Origin of the sequence: Paenibacillus sp. JJ1722, assembly GCF_048282685.1 — a bacterium.
Taxonomy (GTDB): Bacteria; Bacillota; Bacilli; order Paenibacillales; family Paenibacillaceae; genus Paenibacillus; species Paenibacillus polymyxa_B.
Window position 1 is genome coordinate 1,477,636 of the sequence record NZ_CP182500.1, and the last position, 20,226, is coordinate 1,497,861.

Genomic DNA, 20,226 nt, shown 5'->3' on the forward strand with positions numbered 1-20,226 from the left:
TTGGAAATTAAAACCAGTTTCATCATAGTTCTAATGCAGATTTTGCTCAATGTTCAAAAATATACACATATCTATGTACAGATGTTTATAGAGCCATATAGGCCACAATAATTAGGCCATTCTAACGTTTTCTGTTAATTTCTTAATTTTTCTGAAAATCATGATCATAAATTGAATTTTCTGTTAAAAATGAAAGTTACAATCCATACGTGAAAAAGTTTTCCTCGCAAATATCATCTAACTCATCGCTGGGAAATAAAAAAAAGCCTCCAGAATGTTCTGAAGACGGATTTGCCTTTCAATATTCATAATCTTCGTTATATTGTGCCAGCTTGCTTCTTGTTAACGGTGTCACTTGAAAGGGCGGTTTTTTCGTATGAACAATAAAAGAAGCCGACTTGCTTGAAAGCAATCGGCTTGGAACATAAAACTTCAACAACTCACGAAAAATGTACATCCGCTGTCGCGAGTAAACGCACAAAACGATTGCCAAGCATCCCATTATGATGCGCTACAATTTGTTCACTGCTCAGCACCTTGCTATTAAATGTACTATGCGCATCTAATACGAGCACGTTGTTCTGGTATCCCAGACTATAGGCGCTTCGGCAAGTTGTGTCGAGGCAAAACTCGGTCTGCATCCCCGCGATTACGAGTTGATCGGCCCCCAGTTCCTTTAGCACATGGCCCAATTCAGTTTGGTAGAAGCTGTCCCAAGATGATTTACGGACAATTCGTTCATGAGGAAGAGGACGCACCTCGTCGGCGATGGCCCAGCCTACACTGTTTTCCCGGAAATCCTCATCCGCTTCATCGGTATGCTGTACAAAAATCACCGGTGTACCTGTAGCTCTGGCTTTGTCCAAAAGCTGCTGCAAATGCGCTACAACTTCCTGTTCACGATACAGCTTCTCATCATACATGAACATAGCCTGCTGAACATCAATCATGAGTAAAACGGTTTGCCCCATCGTTTCAATCCCTCCCTGTGTGTATCATCTAACTTACAATAGCATGTCTTCATGCCTTGCGGCGACATAAGGTGAACTATATAATAAAGAACAAGTTGGAACGGTCCGATTCGGACGAAAGGTGATTAAAATATATGACAATTTCGCAGGAGCAGTTTATGTTCCGTTCTGTCTCAGAGGCACAGACCGGGGCATTGGCAGGTTTTTTGGCAGCCAAAGCGGTCCCCGAAACGGTGATTGTGCTGGATGGAGATCTGGGAGCGGGCAAAACTGCTTTTTCCAAGGCTTTTGCCAGCCATTTAGGTGTGCCGGGTATCGTAAATAGTCCAACCTTTACCCTCATTAAGGAGTACGAGGGCCGATTGCCTTTGTATCATATGGATGTGTACCGGATTTCCCAGGACGAGGCAGAGGATCTCGGGCTGGACGAATATTTTTACGGGACAGGAGTATGTCTGGTGGAATGGGGTAGTATTATACCGGATATATTGCCGGAGCAGCGGCTTCACATGTATATAGAAACAACGGATGTCGGGGAGCGCTTGATTCACCTGACCGGGTACGGCGAGCCTTATGAACAATGGTGCCGCAGTTTGCGGGAGAATGGAGTTTGAACCATGCAAAGAGAGCATACAGATGTGAATGTAAAGCCGCGTGAGCGGTTTTTGACGTTAGATACAGCGACGACCGTGATGGCGGCCGCTCTGATGAACGGAAGAGAACTGCTGGGAGAAAGCAACGTCTATGGCGAACGTAATCACTCCGTGCATGTGATTTCCGAGCTGGAGCGACTGCTGAATGAAGAAGGGCTGACACGAGATGATGTAGACGGCATTGCAGTTGGTGTTGGACCGGGGTCTTATACTGGTATCCGGATTGCCGTGACCGCAGCCAAAACACTCGCTTGGGCCTGGGGTGTCCCGGTGACGTCCATATCCACTTTGCACGCTTTGGCGTGGGGTGGTTGGAATCGCGGCATCGAGATGAAGGGGCAAGAAGGTAAAAATGAGTCTGTGAATAACGGTTCGTCCGGAGCACAGGCAGCAGACTGGATTGTGCCCGTACTGGATGCGCGCCGTGGTCAGGTTTACACGGGGCTGTTCGCCGTGAGTACAGTTGACGACGTCGAGAGTCCGCAACGGCTGGAGCCAGATGCAATCCGGTTGATGACTGCTTGGACCGATGACCTGCTGCAACGGCTGGAGTCTTTGCCCTCTGAAGAGCGTCCTCCAGTCATTTGGCTAGTCGGTGAAACGACGGTTCACGCCGAAACAGCCGATCGCTTGCGTGCATGGAGCGAGCTTCGTATCGTACCTTATGAGCTGGAAGGAAGATGGGTTGGCCGCCTTGGGGCGGATAAGCTGCTTCGTCAAGAACATGACGAGCTACATACGCTGGTTCCTAATTATACCCAGCTGGCGGAGGCGGAAGCCAATCTGCTTCGCAAGCGCTGAAGAGAGCGGTGAACAACATGGCAAAGAACATACAGCGGGAAGAGAAACTTGAGTTTCGCTTGATGCAACTGAATGATATTCCCGATGTGCTGGAGATTGAGCATGAAGCGTTCACGCTACCGTGGACAGAGGAAGCATTCCGCAATGAGCTGACGATGAATCATTTCGCTAAATATATGATTATGGAACTAGACGGACAAGCCATTGGTTACGCAGGCATGTGGACGATTATGGATGAGGCCCATATTACGAATATTGCGATTCGTGAGGCTTATCGCGGACGTAAGCTTGGAGACAAGCTGTTGGATGAGCTGATGCAGACCGCCTCTTATTTAGGGATGGAACGTATGACGCTGGAGGTGCGGGTAACGAACCAGATCGCTCAAGGCTTGTATGAGAAAAAAGGCTTTAAGCCCGCAGGTGTGCGCAAAGGCTATTATTCGGATAATAACGAGGATGCTGTGATCATGTGGGCGGATCTTCCCGCGCATGGGGCATCCGGTGAACAGGAAGGAAGCGTGCAGAAGCAATGACGCAAGAGGAAAAAGCAGGTACAGGCTCCGCCTCCGGCGAGCCTTGCTATATACTGGCAGTGGAAACGAGTTGTGATGAGACGGCTGTTTCTGTCGTGAAAAATGGCACAGAGGTGCTCTCGAATCTGATTTCCAGTCAAATTGAAACACACAAAGCCTTTGGTGGTGTTGTGCCAGAGGTGGCTTCACGCAAACATGTGGAGAGCATCACCTACATGCTGGACGAGGCCATGCAAACATCAGGAATTACCCCACGCGAGATTTCGGCGGTTGCCGTGACACAAGGACCAGGACTGGTTGGTGCATTGCTGGTTGGTATTGTCGCCGCTAAGAGCGCTGCTTTGGCGTTCGGCAAGCCATTAATCGGGACGCATCATATCGCGGGACATATTTATGCCAATCAGCTGGAGCATGATATCGTATATCCGTGCATTGCTCTCGTTGTGTCAGGAGGACATACAGAGCTGGTGCTGATGGAGTCCGAAGGTCATTTTCAACTCATTGGTCGTACAAGGGATGATGCGGTTGGAGAAGCCTACGACAAAGTAGCGAGAGCCATTGGATTTCCGTATCCCGGCGGTCCGCATGTGGATCGTGTGGCTCATGAATCGGAGGAAGTGGTTACTTTGCCGCGTGCATGGTTGGAGCCGGATTCTTATGATTTTAGCTTTAGCGGTTTGAAATCTGCAGTGCTGAATGTAATTAACCAGACGAAAATGCGCGGAGAAACTGTTCATGTCGGAGCGATCGCAAGAGGCTTTCAAGAGTCGGTCGTCGAGGTGCTGGTGGAAAAGGCGATTCGTGCCATGCGTGAATACGGTGCGAAGCAGCTCCTGCTTTGTGGCGGTGTGGCTGCTAATCGCGGACTGCGTACAGCATTGCGTGAGCGCTGTGAGCGCGAAGGAATTGAGCTGCTTGTACCATCGATGAAATATTGCACAGATAATGCAGCGATGATCGGCGCTGCGGCCTACGCCAAATGGAAGCGCGGGGAATTTACCTCATTGGATATGAAGGCTGATCCAGGACTGTCTCTGGAAGAATGGTCTGTCCAAACTTAATTGAAGAAGAATGAGCAAGACACGGCACAGTTGAGTCGTGTCTTTTTTGTTCCGTTCCATAACTATCATAAAAATATAAATTCAAGAGGATAAAATACAGGAGTTTGAGCAAATGAATGGCAGTATCTCATTCCCTCACATTATTCGTCACAATTGTTCACGATTTTTCATGATTCATCAAAAAAATCTGGAATTTTGATACTGCCCGAATAATGATGTGATTTGTCAAGTTGTGAACAAAGTTATCCACATATACCGCTTCGAATGTGGACAACCGAGCCCGAAGCAAGCAGGATAAGACTTTTTGGAGATAGCAAGTTGGGGGATATGTAACACCTTTAGTTCTTGTGAAATCTGTGGATAATGTGGATAAAAGGGTGGATAAATTTGGTTTTCATTTGAAAACGGCTTTTTATCAATAAAAAAATGGCCCAAAAGGCCATTTTTCAATCTCATTCATACACATAAGCTGTGGATAATCTTGTGTACAAAAATACAAAAGAGGAGAATGTGAATTTTTTAAGGCTAAGATTTTATGCAGTAGTGTTTATTCTTCTAACAGCTCTTCCCAAGCGGTATAGGTTTCAGTCAATTCCTGTTTATGGGTGTCGAGTTGTGCCTGAATATTCTGAAGCGCTGTGTAATCCTGATAGATCTCAGGCAGGGTCATTTGTTCCTCCAGCCCTAAAATTTGTTCTTCCAGCGTTTTAATCTGGTTTTCCAATGCCTCCAGCTTGCGTTGACGGCTGCGTTCCTCGCTTTTGGCTTGTTTGTCCGCCGCATAGGTGGCGGCGCGTGATTTGGACGTGGTCTCGTCTGTCACGGATGCAGAGGCAGCCGATGTTTTGCCGCGTGTGGCCTGATTTGCCTCCAGAGCTTCCAGCGCAATTTCCTCTAACTCCTGCTTTTTGGCTACATAGTCATCATAATTCCCCAGGAAATGTTCTATCCCTTCAGGATGCAGCTCGATGACACGTTCCGCCATTTTGTTCAGGAAATAACGGTCATGGGAAATGAACAACAGTGTACCGTCATAGTCCATCAAAGCTGCTTCCAGCACTTCCTTGCTAAACAAATCCAGATGGTTGGTAGGCTCATCTAGAATTAATACGTTGGCTTCGCGCAGCATGAGCTTGGCCAGAGAAACGCGGGCTTTTTCCCCTCCGCTTAATGCAGCTACTTTTTTCAGTACATCGTCACCGCTAAACAGGAAATTACCCAGCACTGTACGAATACGTGCTTCTTCCATATGAGGGTATTCGCTCCACAACTCCTCCAGTACGGTATTGGCGGGGTTCAGGTTCGTCTGCTCCTGGTCATACAGGCCGATTTTGATTTTTGTGCCCCAGTGGATGGAGCCAGCAGCAGGTTTAAGTGATCCGGTCAGACATTTGAGCAACGTCGATTTTCCGATCCCGTTCGGACCAATCAGTGCCACGGTATCTCCACGTTTTAAGTCGAACGATGCGTGCTGGAATAAAGGCTTTTTACCTTCATACCCCACAGAGAGGTCACGTACCTCCAGCACTTCCTTACCTGACATATGGGCTGTGTCAAAGGAAAAATGAGCCTTTTTCAAGTCTCCCATGGGCCGATCCATACGCTCCATTTTATCTAACTGCTTGCGCCGACTTTGAGCGCGTTTGGTCGTGGAAGCCCGTACGATATTACGTTGTACGAATGCTTCTAAACGGGCAATTTCTCCTTGCTGCTTTTCGTAATGTTTCAGGTTCGTTTCGTACTCGGCAGCCTTCAACTCCATGTAGCGGCTGTAGTTGCCTGTATATCGGGTAGAACGATGGCGTTCGATTTCAATAATCGTCGTTACCAGTCGGTCCAGAAAATAACGGTCATGTGATACAACCAGCAGAGAACCGGAGTAGCCGCGCAAATAGTCCTCCAACCAGGTCAGTGTTTGAATATCCAGATAGTTGGTAGGCTCATCGAGCATAAGGACATCTGGGGCGAGCAGTAGGATGCGCGCTAGCGCAAGCCGGGTTTTCTGTCCTCCGCTCAGAGTAGCTACAGGCGTCTCAGGTGCAAATGAACCAAAGCCCATGCCGTGCAGCACGCTGCGAATACGGGTCTCCATTTCATAACCACCGTGATCCTTGAACCAGTCTGAACGACGTGCATAGCGTTCCAGCAGATCTGCGTAGCGTTTTTCGTTTTGAGCATTGGCCAGGTCAGCGATGTCCTGTTCCATTTGCCGCAGTTCCCGTTCCGCTTCAATCAGGGGAGTGAACACCAGCATCATTTCCCCCCAGATAGAACGATCAGAATTCAAGCCGCTGTTTTGCGCCAGATAACCGATGCTGGTCTCCTTCGCCTTGAAAATTTGTCCACTGTCATAGGATATTTCACCAGCAATGATTTTGAGCAGGGTCGATTTGCCTGCACCGTTCACACCTACGAGTCCAATACGTTCACGTTCCAATATTTGAAGGTTAATCCCGTCCAGAACGGGCTCAATTCCATAGGATTTAGTAATTCCGGTTACTTGCAATAGCATAGCGTATCGTTCCTCCATTACATTTTGCACAGTTCTACCTGCTTTCTTCGCAGGTACCTTCCTTCCAGTTTACATGAAATTACCCACTATTGCACTGCTTTCACCCTGTAAACCCTTGAGCCGCGTGTAGTCAATTTGTATAAACAATGATAAACTTAAACGAGAAGTGAAAAAGAATGAAAAAAACTTGCAACGTACAACACTTACTGACAAATGGGACAATAGCAACGTTTTAAAGATTATCGACGATTGTGCGGGAGGGCGGATGTGATGGATGTCTGTGATGTGAAGAACGCGCTGCGTTTGCAGCAACGGGAAGCGCGTGACTCCATGGACCCGCTGACAAGGCAGAAGGCATCGGCTGTGGCCTGTCGGCATGCAATCGAGGCATGGGAGCAGCTTAGAATAGACAGAAACGGAGATAAGCTAACATTATTTAGTTATCTCTCTTTTGGCAGCGAGATTTCGACGACCCCCCTCATTGAGCATTGCTGGTCACAGGGAGATCGTGTCCTGGCCCCAAGAGTGGATCCGGTAACCTGGACTATGGAGCTGAGGGAGATGGATCAGTACGGAGATATTGTACCCGGTATCTGGAACATCCCTGAGCCTGCTTTGACATGCAAGGAATGGTCGCCTGAAATGTGGGCGGGAATTGACTGGGTTGTTGTGCCTGGCTTGGCCTTTGATCGTCGTGGGGGCAGGATCGGCTACGGCGGAGGCTATTATGACCGCTTTACCGTACAGGCAGAGGCAGAGAAGCGTAACAACAGTCACGTAGGTCCGCTTTATGTCTCGCTGCTGCTGCCGGGACAATTGCTGACACAGGTGCCTATGGAGCCAAGGGATTTGCGAGTGGACGTGCTGTTTACTCTGGATGGACGCTTAGATTGTGATTATGCAAAATTGACAAATGATGAATGAAGTAAAGTTGGGTATGTGAAAGGAGCTGTGAGGGAGTCGTGGATTCCTTTACTCATTTTAACGAACAGGGACGGGCTCGGATGGTGGATATTTCGGGTAAAACGTCTACGATTCGTACAGCAGTTGCCGTGACTCAGATTACGATGAATCCGGCTACATTGACGGCTGTAAAAGAAGGAAGAATCGGCAAGGGTGATGTTCTTGCTGTGGCCCAGGTCGCAGGGATTCAAGGTGCGAAAAAAACGTCAGACTGGATACCGATGTGTCATCCACTGGCCCTGACAGGCGTGAACATTACTTTTTCCGATAATGAACATGATGTGCTTCATATTGAAGTTGAAGTGAAGACCGAAGGTAAGACAGGTGTAGAAATGGAAGCTTTGACAGCGGCTTCAGCCGCAGCGTTAACCGTGTATGATATGTGCAAGGCGCTGCAAAAAGATATGATCATCGGCCCTACCATGCTGCAATCCAAAACAGGTGGCAAGCATGGGGATTTTCAAAGGGAGGACCACCGGGAACCTTGACATAGACAACATTGTCGCCGAGAGGGTACTGTGATGTGATGGAGGATGCAGCGTGGCTGTTTCTGATTTTCAGGAGAGAAAGTATTCTTTCATGATAGGAGAAGGGTGATCTTATGGTGTGGAAAACGGCGATCCTAACAGCCAGTGATAAAGGGGCAAGGGGAGAGCGTGAGGATACAAGCGCACAGGTCATCCGGGAACTCATCGAAGAAGAACTGGGCGGAGAGATTGTGGAATACCGGATCGTTCCCGATGAACCGGATGAAATTATTGCAGCTTTAATCGAAATGACCGATTATTTTCATGCAGACCTGGTACTAACTACGGGCGGAACTGAGCTGGCGATCCGTGATGTGACACCCGAGGCGACTAGGCGGGTTGTGGAACGGGAAGTGCCAGGCATGGCGGAAGCCATGAGAATGATCGTGATGCAGAAAAATCCAGCGGCTATGCTATTCCGTGGAATCGTGGGAATACGCGGACGTACACTGATCGTCAATTTGCCAGGAACGCCCAAAGGTGTGCATGAAAATTTGGCGGCGATAATGGACCAACTTCCAGAAGCGTTGCTTATGGTGACAGGCCAGTTCCGGTAGAAGGCAGCACATCGTGTGTGGTATGATACCTATAAGAATTTATAAGGCCGTATACGGGCAAAGATTCTTATTTTGTCCGTCATCATAAGGAGGATTACTACACATGCCCAATATTGGAGCACCGGGTTATATTTTGTTGATTATTCTGGCGCTGCTGTTATTTGGTCCGAACAAGCTGCCTGAGCTGGGTCGAGCTGTAGGGCGTACATTCCGTGAGTTTAAAAACGGGGCACGCGATATTTTATCAGAAGATGAACGGACTGAGCGTAAAGACAGCAAAGATAGTGTGGTCAAAGCATCACAAACGACGTCTTCAGAAGTTCAACCTCAGCCTGAGGATAAACGCTTGTCATAGATTTAGTTATAATTCTTGATGCTTGTACAATAAACAAGAGCCTCTTCTTCAGTGAAGGGCTTTATTTTTTAGGAGGCGCTGCTGCGTTCCGTTCAGAAAGGAGGAATGGACTTGACCCCATCAGAGCATGAAATGCCGTTAATGGAACATCTGGGAGAGCTTCGCCGCAGAATTATTTATGTGCTAATTGTATTTGTATTGGCACTGGCTGGTGGTCTGTTCGCGGCGGGTTCTGTCTATGACTGGCTTATTCGCTCCGGTTCGGCGCAAGCTTTTCAGTTAAACGCGTTTTCCTTTTGGGACGGGATTGGTATCTACATGAAGATCGCCATGATCATCGGGATTGCGGTGGCGCTACCGTTTGCCTGCTACCAACTGTGGAAGTTTGTCAGCCCGGGCTTAAGACCGCAAGAACGGAGTGCGACTTTGCGGTATGTGCCTTATGTGCTGCTTTTGTTCATCATTGGGGCAGCTTTTGCTTATTTCATTATTTTCCCAATGGCGATTCAGTTTACATCGTCTGTCACCAAAAGTATGGGATTACAGGAAACGTACGGGATCGCACAATATTTCACCTTTATGTTTAATATTGTACTGCCTGTAGCGCTGTTGTTTGAGCTCCCACTGCTTATCATGTTTCTGACGGGGATTCATGTTATAACACCAATGCGGCTTCGCAAATGGCGGAAGATTTCTTATTTTCTGCTTGTGTTCGTCGCGGTTGTCATTACCCCGCCGGACTTTATTTCCGATTTTTTGGTGGCGATTCCGTTGCTGGTGCTATATGAAGTGAGCGTGTATTTATCTTCGGTCGTGTACCGCAGGCAGCTGCGTGCGCAGGAGGAACGTGAGGCCCAGTTGCGTGTAGCTTCGGAATAAAAAGGCAGGACCTGAATGGCTCAGTAAACAATTTATTCGGGTCCGCGCTACATGGCAACTTGCACATGATGAATAGCATTTGTATATCATAACTATTTACAGAGTATGAACAGCAGCAGCTTAGCTGCCCTAAAAATAAGCATTAGCCTTGGGTCAGCGGTTATTTTTAAGTCAGATGGAAATAATCGAGAAGGGCTGTCCATAAAAATTCCCATAAAAAATACATTAGGGACTTGAAATTCAATCTCAAGTTGAGTATCATAAAGTTGGTTGTTAGCACTGACGACTGTCGAGTGCTAATACATACAACATAACAACCAAATTACAGGATAAAACACTTAATAAGGAGGCTATTTTTTCATGATCAAACCTTTGGGTGAACGCGTATTGGTGGAAGCAATTGAGCAAGAGACAACGACTTCCTTCGGGATCGTACTTCCTGACTCTGCCAAGGAAAAGCCGCAAGAAGGCAAAATTATCGCGGTTGGCGCAGGCGCATTGAAAGACGGTGCCCGTATTCCTCTGGAAGTAAAAGAAGGCGACCGTGTCATTTTCTCTAAATACGCTGGAACGGAAATCAAATATGAAGGTAAAGAATATTTGATTATGAAAGAAAGCGATATTCACGCGATCATCGGTTAACCGGAACCCGGACAAGACCTGAATATAGGAATTGAAACAAATCATTCATAATCCATAGGGAGGTTTATCACAAATGGCTAAAGATATTAAATTTAGTGAAGACGCTCGTCGCTCTATGCTGCGCGGGGTTGACGCATTGGCTAATGCTGTTAAAGTAACACTCGGACCGAAAGGCCGTAACGTTGTACTGGAGAAAAAATTCGGTAGCCCGCTCATCACCAATGACGGTGTAACGATTGCAAAAGAAATCGAGCTGGAAGATGCGTTTGAAAACATGGGCGCTCAACTGGTTAAAGAAGTAGCAACCAAAACGAACGATGTAGCTGGTGATGGTACGACTACTGCTACTGTTTTGGCTCAAGCCCTCATCACAGAAGGCCTGAAAAACGTAACTGCGGGCGCAAGCCCAATCGGTATCCGTAAAGGGATTGACAAAGCGGTTAAAGCAGCTGTTGCTGAACTGCAAGCCATCTCCAAACCAATCGAAAGCAAACAATCCATTGCTCAAGTAGCTGGTATTTCCGCTGCTGATGACGAAGTAGGCGAACTGATCGCTGAAGCTATGGAAAAAGTGGGCAAAGACGGTGTAATCACGGTTGAAGAATCCCGCGGTTTTGCAACAGAGTTGGAAGTGGTTGAAGGTATGCAATTTGACCGTGGCTACATTTCCCCGTACATGATTACAGATACGGACAAAATGGAAGCTGTACTGGACAATCCATATATCCTGATCACAGACAAAAAAATCACAAACACACAAGAAATCCTGCCATTGCTTGAAAAAATCGTACAACAAGGCAAGCCACTCGTTCTGATCGCTGAAGACATCGAAGGCGAAGCGCTGGCTATGCTCGTTGTCAACAAACTGCGTGGTACATTCAACGCTGTAGCTGTTAAAGCTCCAGGCTTTGGTGACCGTCGTAAAGCAATGCTGCAAGATATCGCTGCCCTGACAGGCGGTCAAGTGATCACGGAAGAACTGGGTCTAGACCTGAAAACAGCTTCCGTAGACCAACTGGGTACAGCACGTCAAGTGCGTATCACAAAAGAAAATACGATTGTGGTTGACGGTGCTGGAAACAAAGCCGACATCGATGCTCGTGTTAGCCAAATCCGTACGCAACTGGAAGAAACCACTTCTGAGTTCGACAAAGAGAAACTGCAAGAGCGTCTGGCTAAATTGTCCGGCGGCGTAGCAGTCATCAAAGTCGGTGCGGCAACTGAAACAGAATTGAAAGAACGCAAACTGCGCATCGAAGATGCCCTGAACGCAACCCGTGCTGCGGTTGAAGAAGGTATCGTATCCGGTGGTGGTGTAGCGCTCCTGAACGTATACAAAGCAGTTGCAGCTGTTGAACTGCAAGGCGACGAGCAAACAGGCGTGAACATCGTGTTGCGCGCTCTGGAAGCTCCAATCCGCACCATCGCTGCTAATGCAGGTGAAGAAGGCTCTGTAATCGTTGAGCGTCTGAAACGCGAAGAAGTTGGCGTAGGCTTTAACGCAGCTACTGGCGACTGGGTAAACATGATCGACGCTGGTATCGTTGACCCTGCAAAAGTAACTCGCTATGCATTGCAAAACGCTGCTTCCGTAGCAGCAATGTTCCTGACTACCGAAGCGGTTATCGCTGACAAGCCAGAACCAGAAAAGGCTGCAATGCCTGACATGGGCGGCATGGGTGGTATGGGTGGAATGATGTAATAGGTTTGAAAAACCCTGTAATACCGCTATTTAAAAGGCTCCCGAGAGGGAGCCCTTTTCTATAAAATCACATAAAAATCACATTCTCTGCACGGAGTCAGATTTGAAGGATGTCGGAAAAGTGATTTTTAATCTTTTCATTGGCATCTTTCTTCATTTTTTCTGTGACGTGTGTGTAGATTTTAAGTGTAGTTTTTGCGTCATCATGGCCAACTCTCTTCATGATTGTTTTGAGATCGACTTCAGCTTCAGTCAGCATTGATATATGGGTGTGCCGAAAAATGTGAGGAGTTGCTTTCTTTGTAATGGAGGTCTTCTTGAGAATGCGTTCCATTCGGATTAATATATTTTTCTGAATGAGCGGGTAGCCATTCTTGTGAGCAAAAACAAAGTTGTTTTCATGATAGTCAGTAAATAATTTTTTGTATTCAAGTCTGAGCGTTCGCTGTTTAACAATGTGTTCTTGAAGCAAATTCATAACAATATCAATTACATTAAATTTACGAATAGATCCTGTAGATTTGGGTGGAGTTAGAGTGTATTTACGCATGTTATTATCAGGATTGTAAAGTGTTTTGGTTATTCGTAACTCATTTAACTCAAAGTTAAAATCCGTATCTTTTAAAGCACAGAGTTCCCCAGATCGCATCCCTGAAAAGGCAAGCAAGTGAAAGATTTCAATGTCACAAGGTAAACCGTGTTCTTTCACTGCATTTAAAAATTCAGCCAGCTCATGTTTTTCTAAGTAACCATCCTCGATTGTACTATTTTCAATGCCTCTACCGTCAGCATTTTCGCCGGAATAATTGCACCCGAACATGGATTATCCAATCTCATTTTGTTTTTTATTGCATATTTCATAATCATATTTGCAGTTACATGTACGCCCTCAATGGTTGTCCTAGCATATTCTTTATCATCTAAATCGTTTAAGATATTCTGATACTGTTTATGTGTAAATTTGTCTATTATGACCTTAGCAATATATCTTAGTAGGATCTTAATCTCTTTTTCTCTAACTCTCACGGTGTTTTTCTTTACTTTGCTCTTGGAATAAGTTTTTAACCAATCCCAGGCTACCTGTTCGAACGTTAGCTTCTTGATTTTTTTTGTATCTATTCCATGATTTTTTTGGGCATCTAAGACTTTCTGTACCCGCTCCTCAGCTTGCTTTTTAGTATCACCTCGACGTGCAATCTGATTTCTCTTACCAGTTACAGGCTTAGGTAGGCCGTCTACTGTACAAATCCACTTATAGCCCTGTTTGTTGTTTGCTTTAATTTTAGTGAAGGATGCCATACATTCTATCTCCTTATATAGGTACAAATGTTCGCTTTAATAGTGAAAAGAAAAGCCCAGAAGGGCTTTAGCTGTGAATGATTTGAACTAATTTTATTGTACAAAAATTCCAAACGTTTGAGAATTTTCCTTATATTTAGAATTACTCAGCTCTGCTTGCTCTAAAAATAATTCCGTACTTGGTTATCATAATTTTATACTCAATATTATTCTTTGTAATTTTCTTCTCGTTTTCGGAAGTTTTATTAGAAAGAGAACTTATCAAACCTGAATTGATGTCTACTACCTCGCCTCGAGTTAAATTCTGATTTGTAAGAATAGTCACAATGCCCATTACATTCGAAAAGTCATAAGCCTCTTGATCTATTGGCCATTCCAATTAAGAATAGCAGCCAGCGTGGTGACGAGGTTGTCGATTTCTTTGGCGGCAGCGGCTCCATGCTTATGACATGTGAGCAGATGGACCGGACATGCCGGACATTGGAACTGGACCCGATCTTCTGCGATGTAATTAAAAAACGATTCCTGGAGAGTACTGGTATTGAACCAGTCCTGTTGCATCGGGCTAAACCCGTAGCATAGGAAAAAGGAGGACGCGCTAACGTCCTCCCCCCAATCCAGGGTATCCCCCGGCTGAGATAGCGGCCCGCCACGCGTGGCATTTTGCAGACATCCGCTATCTCGCATTCCAGTATATAGGAAAGCCGAGGGATACGACAATGGGAACAGCAGACGAACAATACAACACAGCATTACAACGCGAGATTGAAATCATAGAAGGTATCCTTGAAAGCAAGGCGCAGTACCGGAAGATTGTTAAGGCTGGCATAGCTCAGTGGGTCAAAGACCTGCAAGCTGGAAATATAAAAATGCAGACGGTCCAGGACTTGGATCGTCTAATTGAGCTGGATATAAAGCTTCAAAAGGATGAGTTGTAAAAGCATATAATAATCTTGTTAGTTAATGCATAAATATGGATTTATTAAACAACATTAAGATTTTATTGTAAAAGAAATTAGAAACATGGAATCTTTTAGTAGAATGAGGTGGTAGTTTAATATATTAAGGAGGAATAGAAGTATTATGAAGAAGAAACATTTAATTGCGTCAGCCTTATCTTTAGGTTTGCTAGGAGGAGCTATTGCTGTACCCAGTGCGATCTTTGCGGATTCAGATGCTGCAACTAATTCCGCAAATACATCGACGTACGCGACCCACGATGAGGTGAAAACACCTGGCAATCATGATATAAGTCTTTTTAGAACAAAAGATCTTTTTAATGTGAACCTTGACGGCAAGTCGCCATTAACAGAGTTCTCCATAGATCCTGGATATGGTCATGTTAAGATTCGTGTAAGAAACAACACCAAAGCTACGCTCACTTTTACCTTAAAGCATGTCGACAGTGGGAAAGATTATTTTACCAAGTATGTGGGTGCTGGTGATACATTTAATTGGTATAGCACGGATGGGTTTTCAAGCGGATTGCGCTCAGGTAAATATGAAATACAGTGGCGTGCCGGCGGAGCTTATGTAGACGCCTCAGCATGGGCTATATCAGCCACTAACCCAGATGAACTTTAATTAAACCAAGCTATAAAGTTTTGTATAAGAAAAGCTAACTGGTAGCTCGCTTGATTGGAGAAGTTTCTTATACTGCAACGAAGCAAGGAAAGCTTCAGGCCATTCGGTTTGAAGCTTTCCTTGCTTCGTTTATAACTCAAAGGAGAAATGATATTGGTGAAAAAGAAAAAAAAAAATTTTTTCATCAGCCTTATCTATTAGTTTGTTGGGGGCTGTTGTTGTGCCGAGTGTGATCTGTGCAAGTTCAGATGCGTCTGATTCTGCAAATACATCTAGTATTGCGACCAAAAATGCTGGTAAATCAACTATTAGTGACCAAGTCATAACTCCTCAAAAATCAAGAGATGTTTTTGAGGACATTTTCGACAAAAAGGACCCAGTATCACGTTTTGTATTAGATCCGGGATACGGGCATCTTAAAATTTTTGCCAAAAATAGAGGTGGTTCAACCATTACCTTTAGTCTGGTGCATACAGACAGTGGAAAACAATATATTGTTAAGACTATTGGTGCTCATAAAAAATTGTTCTGGGATAGTGTAAATTCTTTTTCACAAGGGCTGCGCTCCGGAAATTATGAAATACAATGGAGAGCTAACGGCGACATTGTGCATGTCACAACATGGGGTGTATCAGGAAATGATTCAGCAGATACATCCACTACGGCGACCCAAGATGCTAGTAAAACAACTACTGGTGACCATGTCATTACTCCACAAGCTACTGATGGACAAATTGTTGATCGTCCAGTAGCTGGATTTAATGATTCTGCTGATTTTGACGTTAAAGGAGGATATGGATATGTAAGATTGTACTTGAGAAACACAGGGGACACTACTATAACTTTTACTGTGAATCAGGGAAGTGCATCTGGTGCGGAAGAGTACAGTGGAACAGTAAAACCTGGTAAAACATTCGATGAAATATTAAATAAAAGCAAGGTATGGTCCACAGGGAAATTTTATGTTAGTTTAAGTAGCGGTTCTGGTTCCATGTCTGGAAAGCTCGGAGTTCGGACTAGTACTAATACGAATTTTTAAATATAATTTCTGGGAATCCGCCTTACTTTTCCTATCGACCCGGCAGAGATCAAATAACCGGAGGCAATGAAGTTGAAACCTTTACCGTCATAACTGGACATGAGCGCACAGGGAAACCCATCTCGAAAGTGAAACGGGTTTCTTTTTCTACTATCCTTCCGCGCTATTGGGAGAGAAAATTTGGGAGACGGATAGCAAGCAAACAGTCACCTACAAAACGCCCGAGGTGACGTGGAAGCTGCTGGAGCAATGGAAGGGTAAGCCGGTTGTGCTCAATTTTGAAAATCTGTTTGTAATCCCACCCTGCTGGCTAAAGCCAGTGGGGTGTTTTTTGTTTACAGGAGTGCTCTTATGACAAACGCAGTATTTCTACATAATTCGCAAAAAAAGATATTGACAACTGGTTAATTGCTGGACAAAAATAGTAAATGAATATAAAATTATGGGATTTTTATGCGAAGGGTGGCTATGGCATGAAGCATACACCTACGATTCGAGCAGAATTAGATAGATACTTACAACAAAAGGGTTTGAGCATAGCGCAATTTGGACAACTTGCAGGCATGAATAGGGGAATAGTAAGTGCTGTTGTGACAGGGAATAAGTCAATGTCTGTTAACCAGCTTGACCTAATCACTGAGGCTATGGATTTACCAGAAGGGGATTTTTACGATCTGTTTATAGAAAACTACATTATCGACCATCCCCCGAATATGAGGCGAATCGAGCCATTTTTGTTTCGCTGTGCGGAGTTGGACAAGCTGGATGCGATTCGTCGAGTGGTGGGAGCTATCATGGACAATCTGCTATATTCACCCAAGCTATTTGAAATTGCAGAAGAATTGTTGGCGCAGGGACGACATGAGGCTGCGCTACTGCTCTATGAGGGTGTGGCTGAAGCGGAGAAATATCAACATTCTGAGCGTTTGGCAGTCTGTCAATATCGTATATTCATGATTCAAGTTGGAGACGATCAAAGTCGGAATCTCAAGGCAGCAACGCTATTTGAACCCTTCGTGGAACGTCTGGATGAAATAGAACAGCTTGACGCGCTGAAGGATTTGGCTAACGTGTACAGGTCTTTGCGTAAATGGGACAAGGTAGAGGAAGTAGCAAAAATAATGAGGACTAAAGCGGAAATTCAATATAATTTGAAACATGAACACAAGAGTCGAGAATGTAATGAATCTACTAAGAAGCTGACTCGTCCTTTGTTTGTATACATTTCCTATGCTGACCTGCTGTGTGCAAGTGTCTATGAAGCCCAAGGCGATTATCAACAAGCTCTACAATATACATACGCCTATGCTAATTTAGATTGGGTTAAAGAAACAGATGAAGATACCCAACACTGGATTGGCTTGTTTAAGCACTGGGCAAAAGCTAATGTTATTGTGAATAAGCTTTTATCCGGAGATACAAAGGTGCTACAAGATTATGTTGAATATATTGATACGGCGGAGGATACAACTCAGGAAGACAGGGTCATCCAACTGCTGAATATTATGATAGCGGCTAACCGATATGATATCGATGTTAGTAATATAATTAAACGCTTTGAAGCGGACATGGTATCATTATCGCAACACTCATCAAGTGATATGTATACTCAACAAGTGGTACCAGACTATTTTGCGTGGTGTGGTTACGAGTTAGCTCATTATTATTTACATCGAAGCTTTTACGATGATGGTTTTAAACATTTGATGTATTCAATGGTAAGTTATCATACACTAAATAATGAGACTTACTTCATAAATTGTATGGGGCTGTTTTTACATTTTCGGGAGCATGCAGTTCCTGAAACCAAAGCAGCATTTTTAAATCTCATTGAAAAGGTGTGGATGAACAATGTTAAAAAAAATGGTACTGTTGATCATCGCGGCTAGCTTTTTATTTATCGTTACTGTACCCGTTCACTCGCATGATATACGGCCTCAAGTACAGCATGGGGGCGCTTAAACGTAAGCAGTGCAAATCCCCGCTAACCTTAACTGGTGGGTGGGGATTTTTTATTGAGGGAATTACCACACCGTTCACCGAATGAATTATCGAGGTGATCAGCATGAACCATACATATAAAGTGTTAAACTCAGATATCGAACTATTTGCAGCTGCATTAAGCTAGGTAAGAGTATACGTTGTTCAGTCATTGGGAGAAGACGTGGTATCGGTTGTAGACTATGGAGGGACAGTAGAAAAGTTTTCGCCCGATACGATTAAGATTGCCGGAGCGTACTATATGCGGAATCAGTTTGAATTAGAGTAGGTATGAAAGGACCTACCAGATTGTAGACGGTAGTCTCTTTAAGGTAGACCATATCAAAAAATAGAAGGGGAAAATGATGAAGAAAAGAATATTTCTGTTCTCGGTTTTGTCTTTAAGCATGGCGATTACGGTAGGGGCTACTTCAGCTTCAACAAGTAAAACTAGCGAAAACATCATAATTAATCAAAGATCGAGCGGAGGCGCAACTGTAGGAGAGTCCTTTGATGTCCCTAAGGGATGGGGGCATGTTAAACTTCGTATGAAAAATCACTCTAATCATCCAGTAAAAGTAAGTTTAACTCATAACGGTTCAAACAAACTATATATTGAAGCATTAGTAATTGCTCCTCATGACACAGTTATTTGGAAAAGTACTGATGAAGGTATCACCAACGGTTTGCGTTCTGGAAACTACACACTTCAGTGGAGAGGCAGTGATTATAAAGTTAATGGGGAAACATGGGGAATAGCTGATTCACAGCCTGGAAACCTCTAAATTACCCTGCTATACAACTTGTCCTTCAAGCCATTTGGTGAGGAAGGTTAATTATGTGTTTGTTCAAGCCAGCAAGTGAATTAATCCCCTTAATTGGTCGGGAGAGCTTTTTTCATTGATCAGTTTGAATTTAGAGTAGATATGAAGAATTAGGTGTCGGGATGGTTAGCTGATATTATTGCTAGAGCTATCGAGCTATATTCCTTTAATAACTGTGATTAACAACGATTAATGACGGAGGAAGAATGAAAAGAAAGTGGTATTTAAGACCAATGGTCATAATTTTAATGATCCTCATAACTCCACCGATAGGCTATTTGAATGTGTTCTTCAATAAAAAGAAATTTGAACCATCTGAACGCTTAGGCTATTTGACAATAGCTACAGTATTCGCTGCCCTATGGTTAACAAAATTTCTACCGAATCCATGGCGAATTCCCGCTATAATAGTTGTTGCACTTATTGGGATGTTCATATTCAGAAAAAATAAATAGTCGAGTAATCAAAAAGCTCTGCAAACCTTAATTGGTCGGCAGAGCTTTTTGATTAAAGAAATTGTTTCAGACGGACATTCAAGGTGCTATGAATCCACTTTTTAAATGTTCGATGAAAATAAAGTTTTGATAACTACAACAAAAGAAACAATGGTAGCCTAGGACGGGAAAATAAAGCCCTAGACTATCGCTATTTCATTGAACTAACGTTTCCCGTTAGTTCAATCAATTCTGTTGCCATCGTATATGCTGGTGGTGAACCAGGTCTTCTACATTACTATATCGTCTTTCGTAAGTTTTTGGTACAGGGCTATCTTCTCGTTGGCAAGGGAAATCATGCACTCAAGTTCCTGCCGCTTGGATTCCAGTTCCACCAGATGCTTTTCAAGAATTTCTATCCGTATGTGTAAGGCAGGAGTAAAATTAGCAACTTCTTCCCCTTTTTGAATTTTATCCAGTACACATCCGTCACGAGTAAATTCCGTAATCTCCTCAAGCGACAATCCCAATTTTTTTAATCTAATTAAACATTGTATATATGAAACCTCACTTTCGGTATAAATGCGTGTCCTTCCATTTCTTCGATTTGGTTCCTGTAGCACTCCAATTTTTTCATAATAGCGAATCGTATAAGGAGTTAGCCCCGTTCTTTCTGATACTTGACTTATAGTAAGCATTGTTTTTTATGTCACTCCTTTTTTCTAAACCAAAATTTAAAACTATTATACATCTTTAAGTCAACTCGAAGTCGATATTTGCACCTCTAACTTCATTTCAAAAATTTGTGCTTGATTTCTAGTTGACTCTAACTTGTAAGCTAAAGTTGCTAATTGATATACATGAAACATAAAAAAACTAAAGATAAAAGGAAATGGTGTCAAACTTATTT

General features: G+C 44.2%; 19 protein-coding genes and 3 pseudogenes. 18 read left to right on the forward strand and 4 right to left on the reverse strand.

The window, feature by feature from the left end; all coding sequences use genetic code 11:
* Positions 1 to 440: 440 nt before the first annotated feature.
* Entirely contained in the window at positions 441 to 971 is a 531-nt protein-coding gene (locus ACM1ND_RS06510; protein WP_418027336.1) for a cysteine hydrolase family protein, read from the reverse strand.
* Between the two features lie 134 nt (positions 972 to 1,105).
* Here ACM1ND_RS06510 and tsaE point away from each other — a divergent pair, with 134 nt between their 5' ends.
* Genes tsaE through tsaD form a run of 4 tightly spaced genes read left to right on the forward strand, consistent with a single transcriptional unit; the run spans position 1,106 to position 4,019 of the window.
* Positions 1,106 to 1,585, forward strand: a complete 480-nt coding sequence (tsaE, locus tag ACM1ND_RS06515) for a tRNA (adenosine(37)-N6)-threonylcarbamoyltransferase complex ATPase subunit type 1 TsaE (protein ID WP_076295001.1) — start codon at positions 1,106 to 1,108, stop codon at positions 1,583 to 1,585.
* A 3-nt stretch (positions 1,586 to 1,588) separates the two neighbouring features.
* A complete protein-coding gene (tsaB, locus tag ACM1ND_RS06520; RefSeq protein ID WP_418027338.1) occupies positions 1,589 to 2,425 on the forward strand; it encodes a tRNA (adenosine(37)-N6)-threonylcarbamoyltransferase complex dimerization subunit type 1 TsaB in 837 nt (278 codons plus the stop codon).
* A gap of 17 nt (positions 2,426 to 2,442) precedes the next feature.
* Positions 2,443 to 2,958: a ribosomal protein S18-alanine N-acetyltransferase gene (gene rimI / locus ACM1ND_RS06525; protein WP_023987470.1), complete on the forward strand. Its 516-nt coding sequence runs from the start codon at positions 2,443 to 2,445 to the stop codon at positions 2,956 to 2,958.
* Positions 2,955 to 4,019, forward strand: coding sequence for a tRNA (adenosine(37)-N6)-threonylcarbamoyltransferase complex transferase subunit TsaD (gene tsaD / locus ACM1ND_RS06530; protein ID WP_023987471.1), 1,065 nt, complete (start codon positions 2,955 to 2,957; stop codon positions 4,017 to 4,019). Before rimI ends, tsaD begins: the two co-directional genes overlap by 4 nt.
* Positions 4,020 to 4,566: 547 nt before the next feature.
* On the opposite strand, the gene ACM1ND_RS06535 is transcribed toward tsaD, so the two are convergent.
* Positions 4,567 to 6,531 (reverse strand): ABC-F family ATP-binding cassette domain-containing protein, encoded by a 1,965-nt coding sequence (locus tag ACM1ND_RS06535; protein ID WP_418028015.1) that lies wholly within the window; start codon positions 6,529 to 6,531, stop codon positions 4,567 to 4,569.
* A 270-nt stretch (positions 6,532 to 6,801) separates the two neighbouring features.
* Here ACM1ND_RS06535 and ACM1ND_RS06540 point away from each other — a divergent pair, with 270 nt between their 5' ends.
* The 7 genes from ACM1ND_RS06540 (at position 6,802) to groL (ending at position 12,156) form a co-directional block, all read left to right on the forward strand.
* Positions 6,802 to 7,455, forward strand: coding sequence for a 5-formyltetrahydrofolate cyclo-ligase (locus ACM1ND_RS06540; protein WP_418028017.1), 654 nt, complete (start codon positions 6,802 to 6,804; stop codon positions 7,453 to 7,455).
* A gap of 38 nt (positions 7,456 to 7,493) precedes the next feature.
* A complete protein-coding gene (gene moaC, locus ACM1ND_RS06545) occupies positions 7,494 to 7,982 on the forward strand; it encodes a cyclic pyranopterin monophosphate synthase MoaC (RefSeq protein WP_254347723.1) in 489 nt (162 codons plus the stop codon).
* Positions 7,983 to 8,095: 113 nt separating this feature from the next.
* The gene (locus ACM1ND_RS06550; protein ID WP_013309212.1) at positions 8,096 to 8,578 is read left to right on the forward strand and encodes a MogA/MoaB family molybdenum cofactor biosynthesis protein; all 483 of its coding nucleotides are present in this window, start codon (positions 8,096 to 8,098) and stop codon (positions 8,576 to 8,578) included.
* A 103-nt stretch (positions 8,579 to 8,681) separates the two neighbouring features.
* Positions 8,682 to 8,933 carry a twin-arginine translocase TatA/TatE family subunit gene (locus tag ACM1ND_RS06555; protein ID WP_013309213.1) on the forward strand — a complete coding sequence of 84 codons (252 nt, stop codon included), beginning with the start codon at positions 8,682 to 8,684 and terminating at the stop codon, positions 8,931 to 8,933.
* A gap of 111 nt (positions 8,934 to 9,044) precedes the next feature.
* Positions 9,045 to 9,812 carry a twin-arginine translocase subunit TatC gene (tatC, locus tag ACM1ND_RS06560; RefSeq protein ID WP_023987474.1) on the forward strand — a complete coding sequence of 256 codons (768 nt, stop codon included), beginning with the start codon at positions 9,045 to 9,047 and terminating at the stop codon, positions 9,810 to 9,812.
* A 360-nt stretch (positions 9,813 to 10,172) separates the two neighbouring features.
* Positions 10,173 to 10,454 (forward strand): co-chaperone GroES, encoded by a 282-nt coding sequence (gene groES / locus ACM1ND_RS06565; RefSeq protein WP_007429271.1) that lies wholly within the window; start codon positions 10,173 to 10,175, stop codon positions 10,452 to 10,454.
* Between the two features lie 73 nt (positions 10,455 to 10,527).
* On the forward strand, positions 10,528 to 12,156 hold the full coding sequence (groL, locus tag ACM1ND_RS06570; protein WP_013309215.1) for a chaperonin GroEL: 1,629 nt from the start codon (positions 10,528 to 10,530) through the stop codon (positions 12,154 to 12,156).
* 97 nt (positions 12,157 to 12,253) lie between these two features.
* Here groL and ACM1ND_RS06575 read toward each other — a convergent pair.
* Positions 12,254 to 13,455, reverse strand: a pseudogene (locus ACM1ND_RS06575) (tyrosine-type recombinase/integrase).
* Between the two features lie 345 nt (positions 13,456 to 13,800).
* Between ACM1ND_RS06575 and ACM1ND_RS06580 the strand changes: the two are divergent.
* From ACM1ND_RS06580 to ACM1ND_RS06610, 7 genes and pseudogenes are all read left to right on the forward strand, one after another.
* A pseudogene (locus ACM1ND_RS06580) lies at positions 13,801 to 14,037 on the forward strand (DNA methyltransferase); the annotation flags it as partial.
* A 137-nt stretch (positions 14,038 to 14,174) separates the two neighbouring features.
* Complete coding sequence (locus ACM1ND_RS06585) at positions 14,175 to 14,393, forward strand: hypothetical protein (protein ID WP_076294994.1); 219 nt, start codon at positions 14,175 to 14,177, stop codon at positions 14,391 to 14,393.
* Positions 14,394 to 14,538: 145 nt separating this feature from the next.
* Positions 14,539 to 15,039, forward strand: coding sequence for a hypothetical protein (locus tag ACM1ND_RS06590; RefSeq protein WP_076294993.1), 501 nt, complete (start codon positions 14,539 to 14,541; stop codon positions 15,037 to 15,039).
* A gap of 220 nt (positions 15,040 to 15,259) precedes the next feature.
* On the forward strand, positions 15,260 to 16,078 hold the full coding sequence (locus ACM1ND_RS06595) for a hypothetical protein (protein ID WP_256704466.1): 819 nt from the start codon (positions 15,260 to 15,262) through the stop codon (positions 16,076 to 16,078).
* Between the two features lie 473 nt (positions 16,079 to 16,551).
* Positions 16,552 to 17,967, forward strand: a complete 1,416-nt coding sequence (locus ACM1ND_RS06600) for a helix-turn-helix transcriptional regulator (protein WP_076294992.1) — start codon at positions 16,552 to 16,554, stop codon at positions 17,965 to 17,967.
* Positions 17,968 to 18,143: 176 nt separating this feature from the next.
* Positions 18,144 to 18,347: pseudogene (locus tag ACM1ND_RS06605) on the forward strand (hypothetical protein).
* Between the two features lie 73 nt (positions 18,348 to 18,420).
* Complete coding sequence (locus ACM1ND_RS06610; protein WP_372239070.1) at positions 18,421 to 18,843, forward strand: hypothetical protein; 423 nt, start codon at positions 18,421 to 18,423, stop codon at positions 18,841 to 18,843.
* Positions 18,844 to 19,606: 763 nt separating this feature from the next.
* Here ACM1ND_RS06610 and ACM1ND_RS06615 read toward each other — a convergent pair.
* Entirely contained in the window at positions 19,607 to 20,014 is a 408-nt protein-coding gene (locus ACM1ND_RS06615) for a MerR family transcriptional regulator (RefSeq protein ID WP_023987566.1), read from the reverse strand.
* Between the last annotated feature and the right edge of the window lie 212 nt (positions 20,015 to 20,226).

Excerpts from the sequence above, each read along its gene's own strand:
- groES (WP_007429271.1), top strand. The coding sequence starts at position 10,173 with ATGATCAAACCTTTGGGTGAACGCGTATTGGTGGAAGCAATTGAGCAA.
- ACM1ND_RS06615 (WP_023987566.1), bottom strand. The coding sequence starts at position 20,014 with ATGCTTACTATAAGTCAAGTATCAGAAAGAACGGGGCTAACTCCTTAT.
- ACM1ND_RS06585 (WP_076294994.1), top strand. The coding sequence starts at position 14,175 with ATGGGAACAGCAGACGAACAATACAACACAGCATTACAACGCGAGATT.
- ACM1ND_RS06535 (WP_418028015.1), bottom strand. The coding sequence starts at position 6,531 with ATGCTATTGCAAGTAACCGGAATTACTAAATCCTATGGAATTGAGCCC.
- ACM1ND_RS06600 (WP_076294992.1), top strand. The coding sequence starts at position 16,552 with ATGAAGCATACACCTACGATTCGAGCAGAATTAGATAGATACTTACAA.
- tsaD (WP_023987471.1), top strand. The coding sequence starts at position 2,955 with ATGACGCAAGAGGAAAAAGCAGGTACAGGCTCCGCCTCCGGCGAGCCT.
- rimI (WP_023987470.1), top strand. The coding sequence starts at position 2,443 with ATGGCAAAGAACATACAGCGGGAAGAGAAACTTGAGTTTCGCTTGATG.
- groL (WP_013309215.1), top strand. The coding sequence starts at position 10,528 with ATGGCTAAAGATATTAAATTTAGTGAAGACGCTCGTCGCTCTATGCTG.
- tsaE (WP_076295001.1), top strand. The coding sequence starts at position 1,106 with ATGACAATTTCGCAGGAGCAGTTTATGTTCCGTTCTGTCTCAGAGGCA.
- ACM1ND_RS06510 (WP_418027336.1), bottom strand. The coding sequence starts at position 971 with ATGGGGCAAACCGTTTTACTCATGATTGATGTTCAGCAGGCTATGTTC.
- ACM1ND_RS06610 (WP_372239070.1), top strand. The coding sequence starts at position 18,421 with ATGATGAAGAAAAGAATATTTCTGTTCTCGGTTTTGTCTTTAAGCATG.
- ACM1ND_RS06555 (WP_013309213.1), top strand. The coding sequence starts at position 8,682 with ATGCCCAATATTGGAGCACCGGGTTATATTTTGTTGATTATTCTGGCG.
- ACM1ND_RS06540 (WP_418028017.1), top strand. The coding sequence starts at position 6,802 with ATGGATGTCTGTGATGTGAAGAACGCGCTGCGTTTGCAGCAACGGGAA.
- tsaB (WP_418027338.1), top strand. The coding sequence starts at position 1,589 with ATGCAAAGAGAGCATACAGATGTGAATGTAAAGCCGCGTGAGCGGTTT.
- ACM1ND_RS06590 (WP_076294993.1), top strand. The coding sequence starts at position 14,539 with ATGAAGAAGAAACATTTAATTGCGTCAGCCTTATCTTTAGGTTTGCTA.
- ACM1ND_RS06550 (WP_013309212.1), top strand. The coding sequence starts at position 8,096 with ATGGTGTGGAAAACGGCGATCCTAACAGCCAGTGATAAAGGGGCAAGG.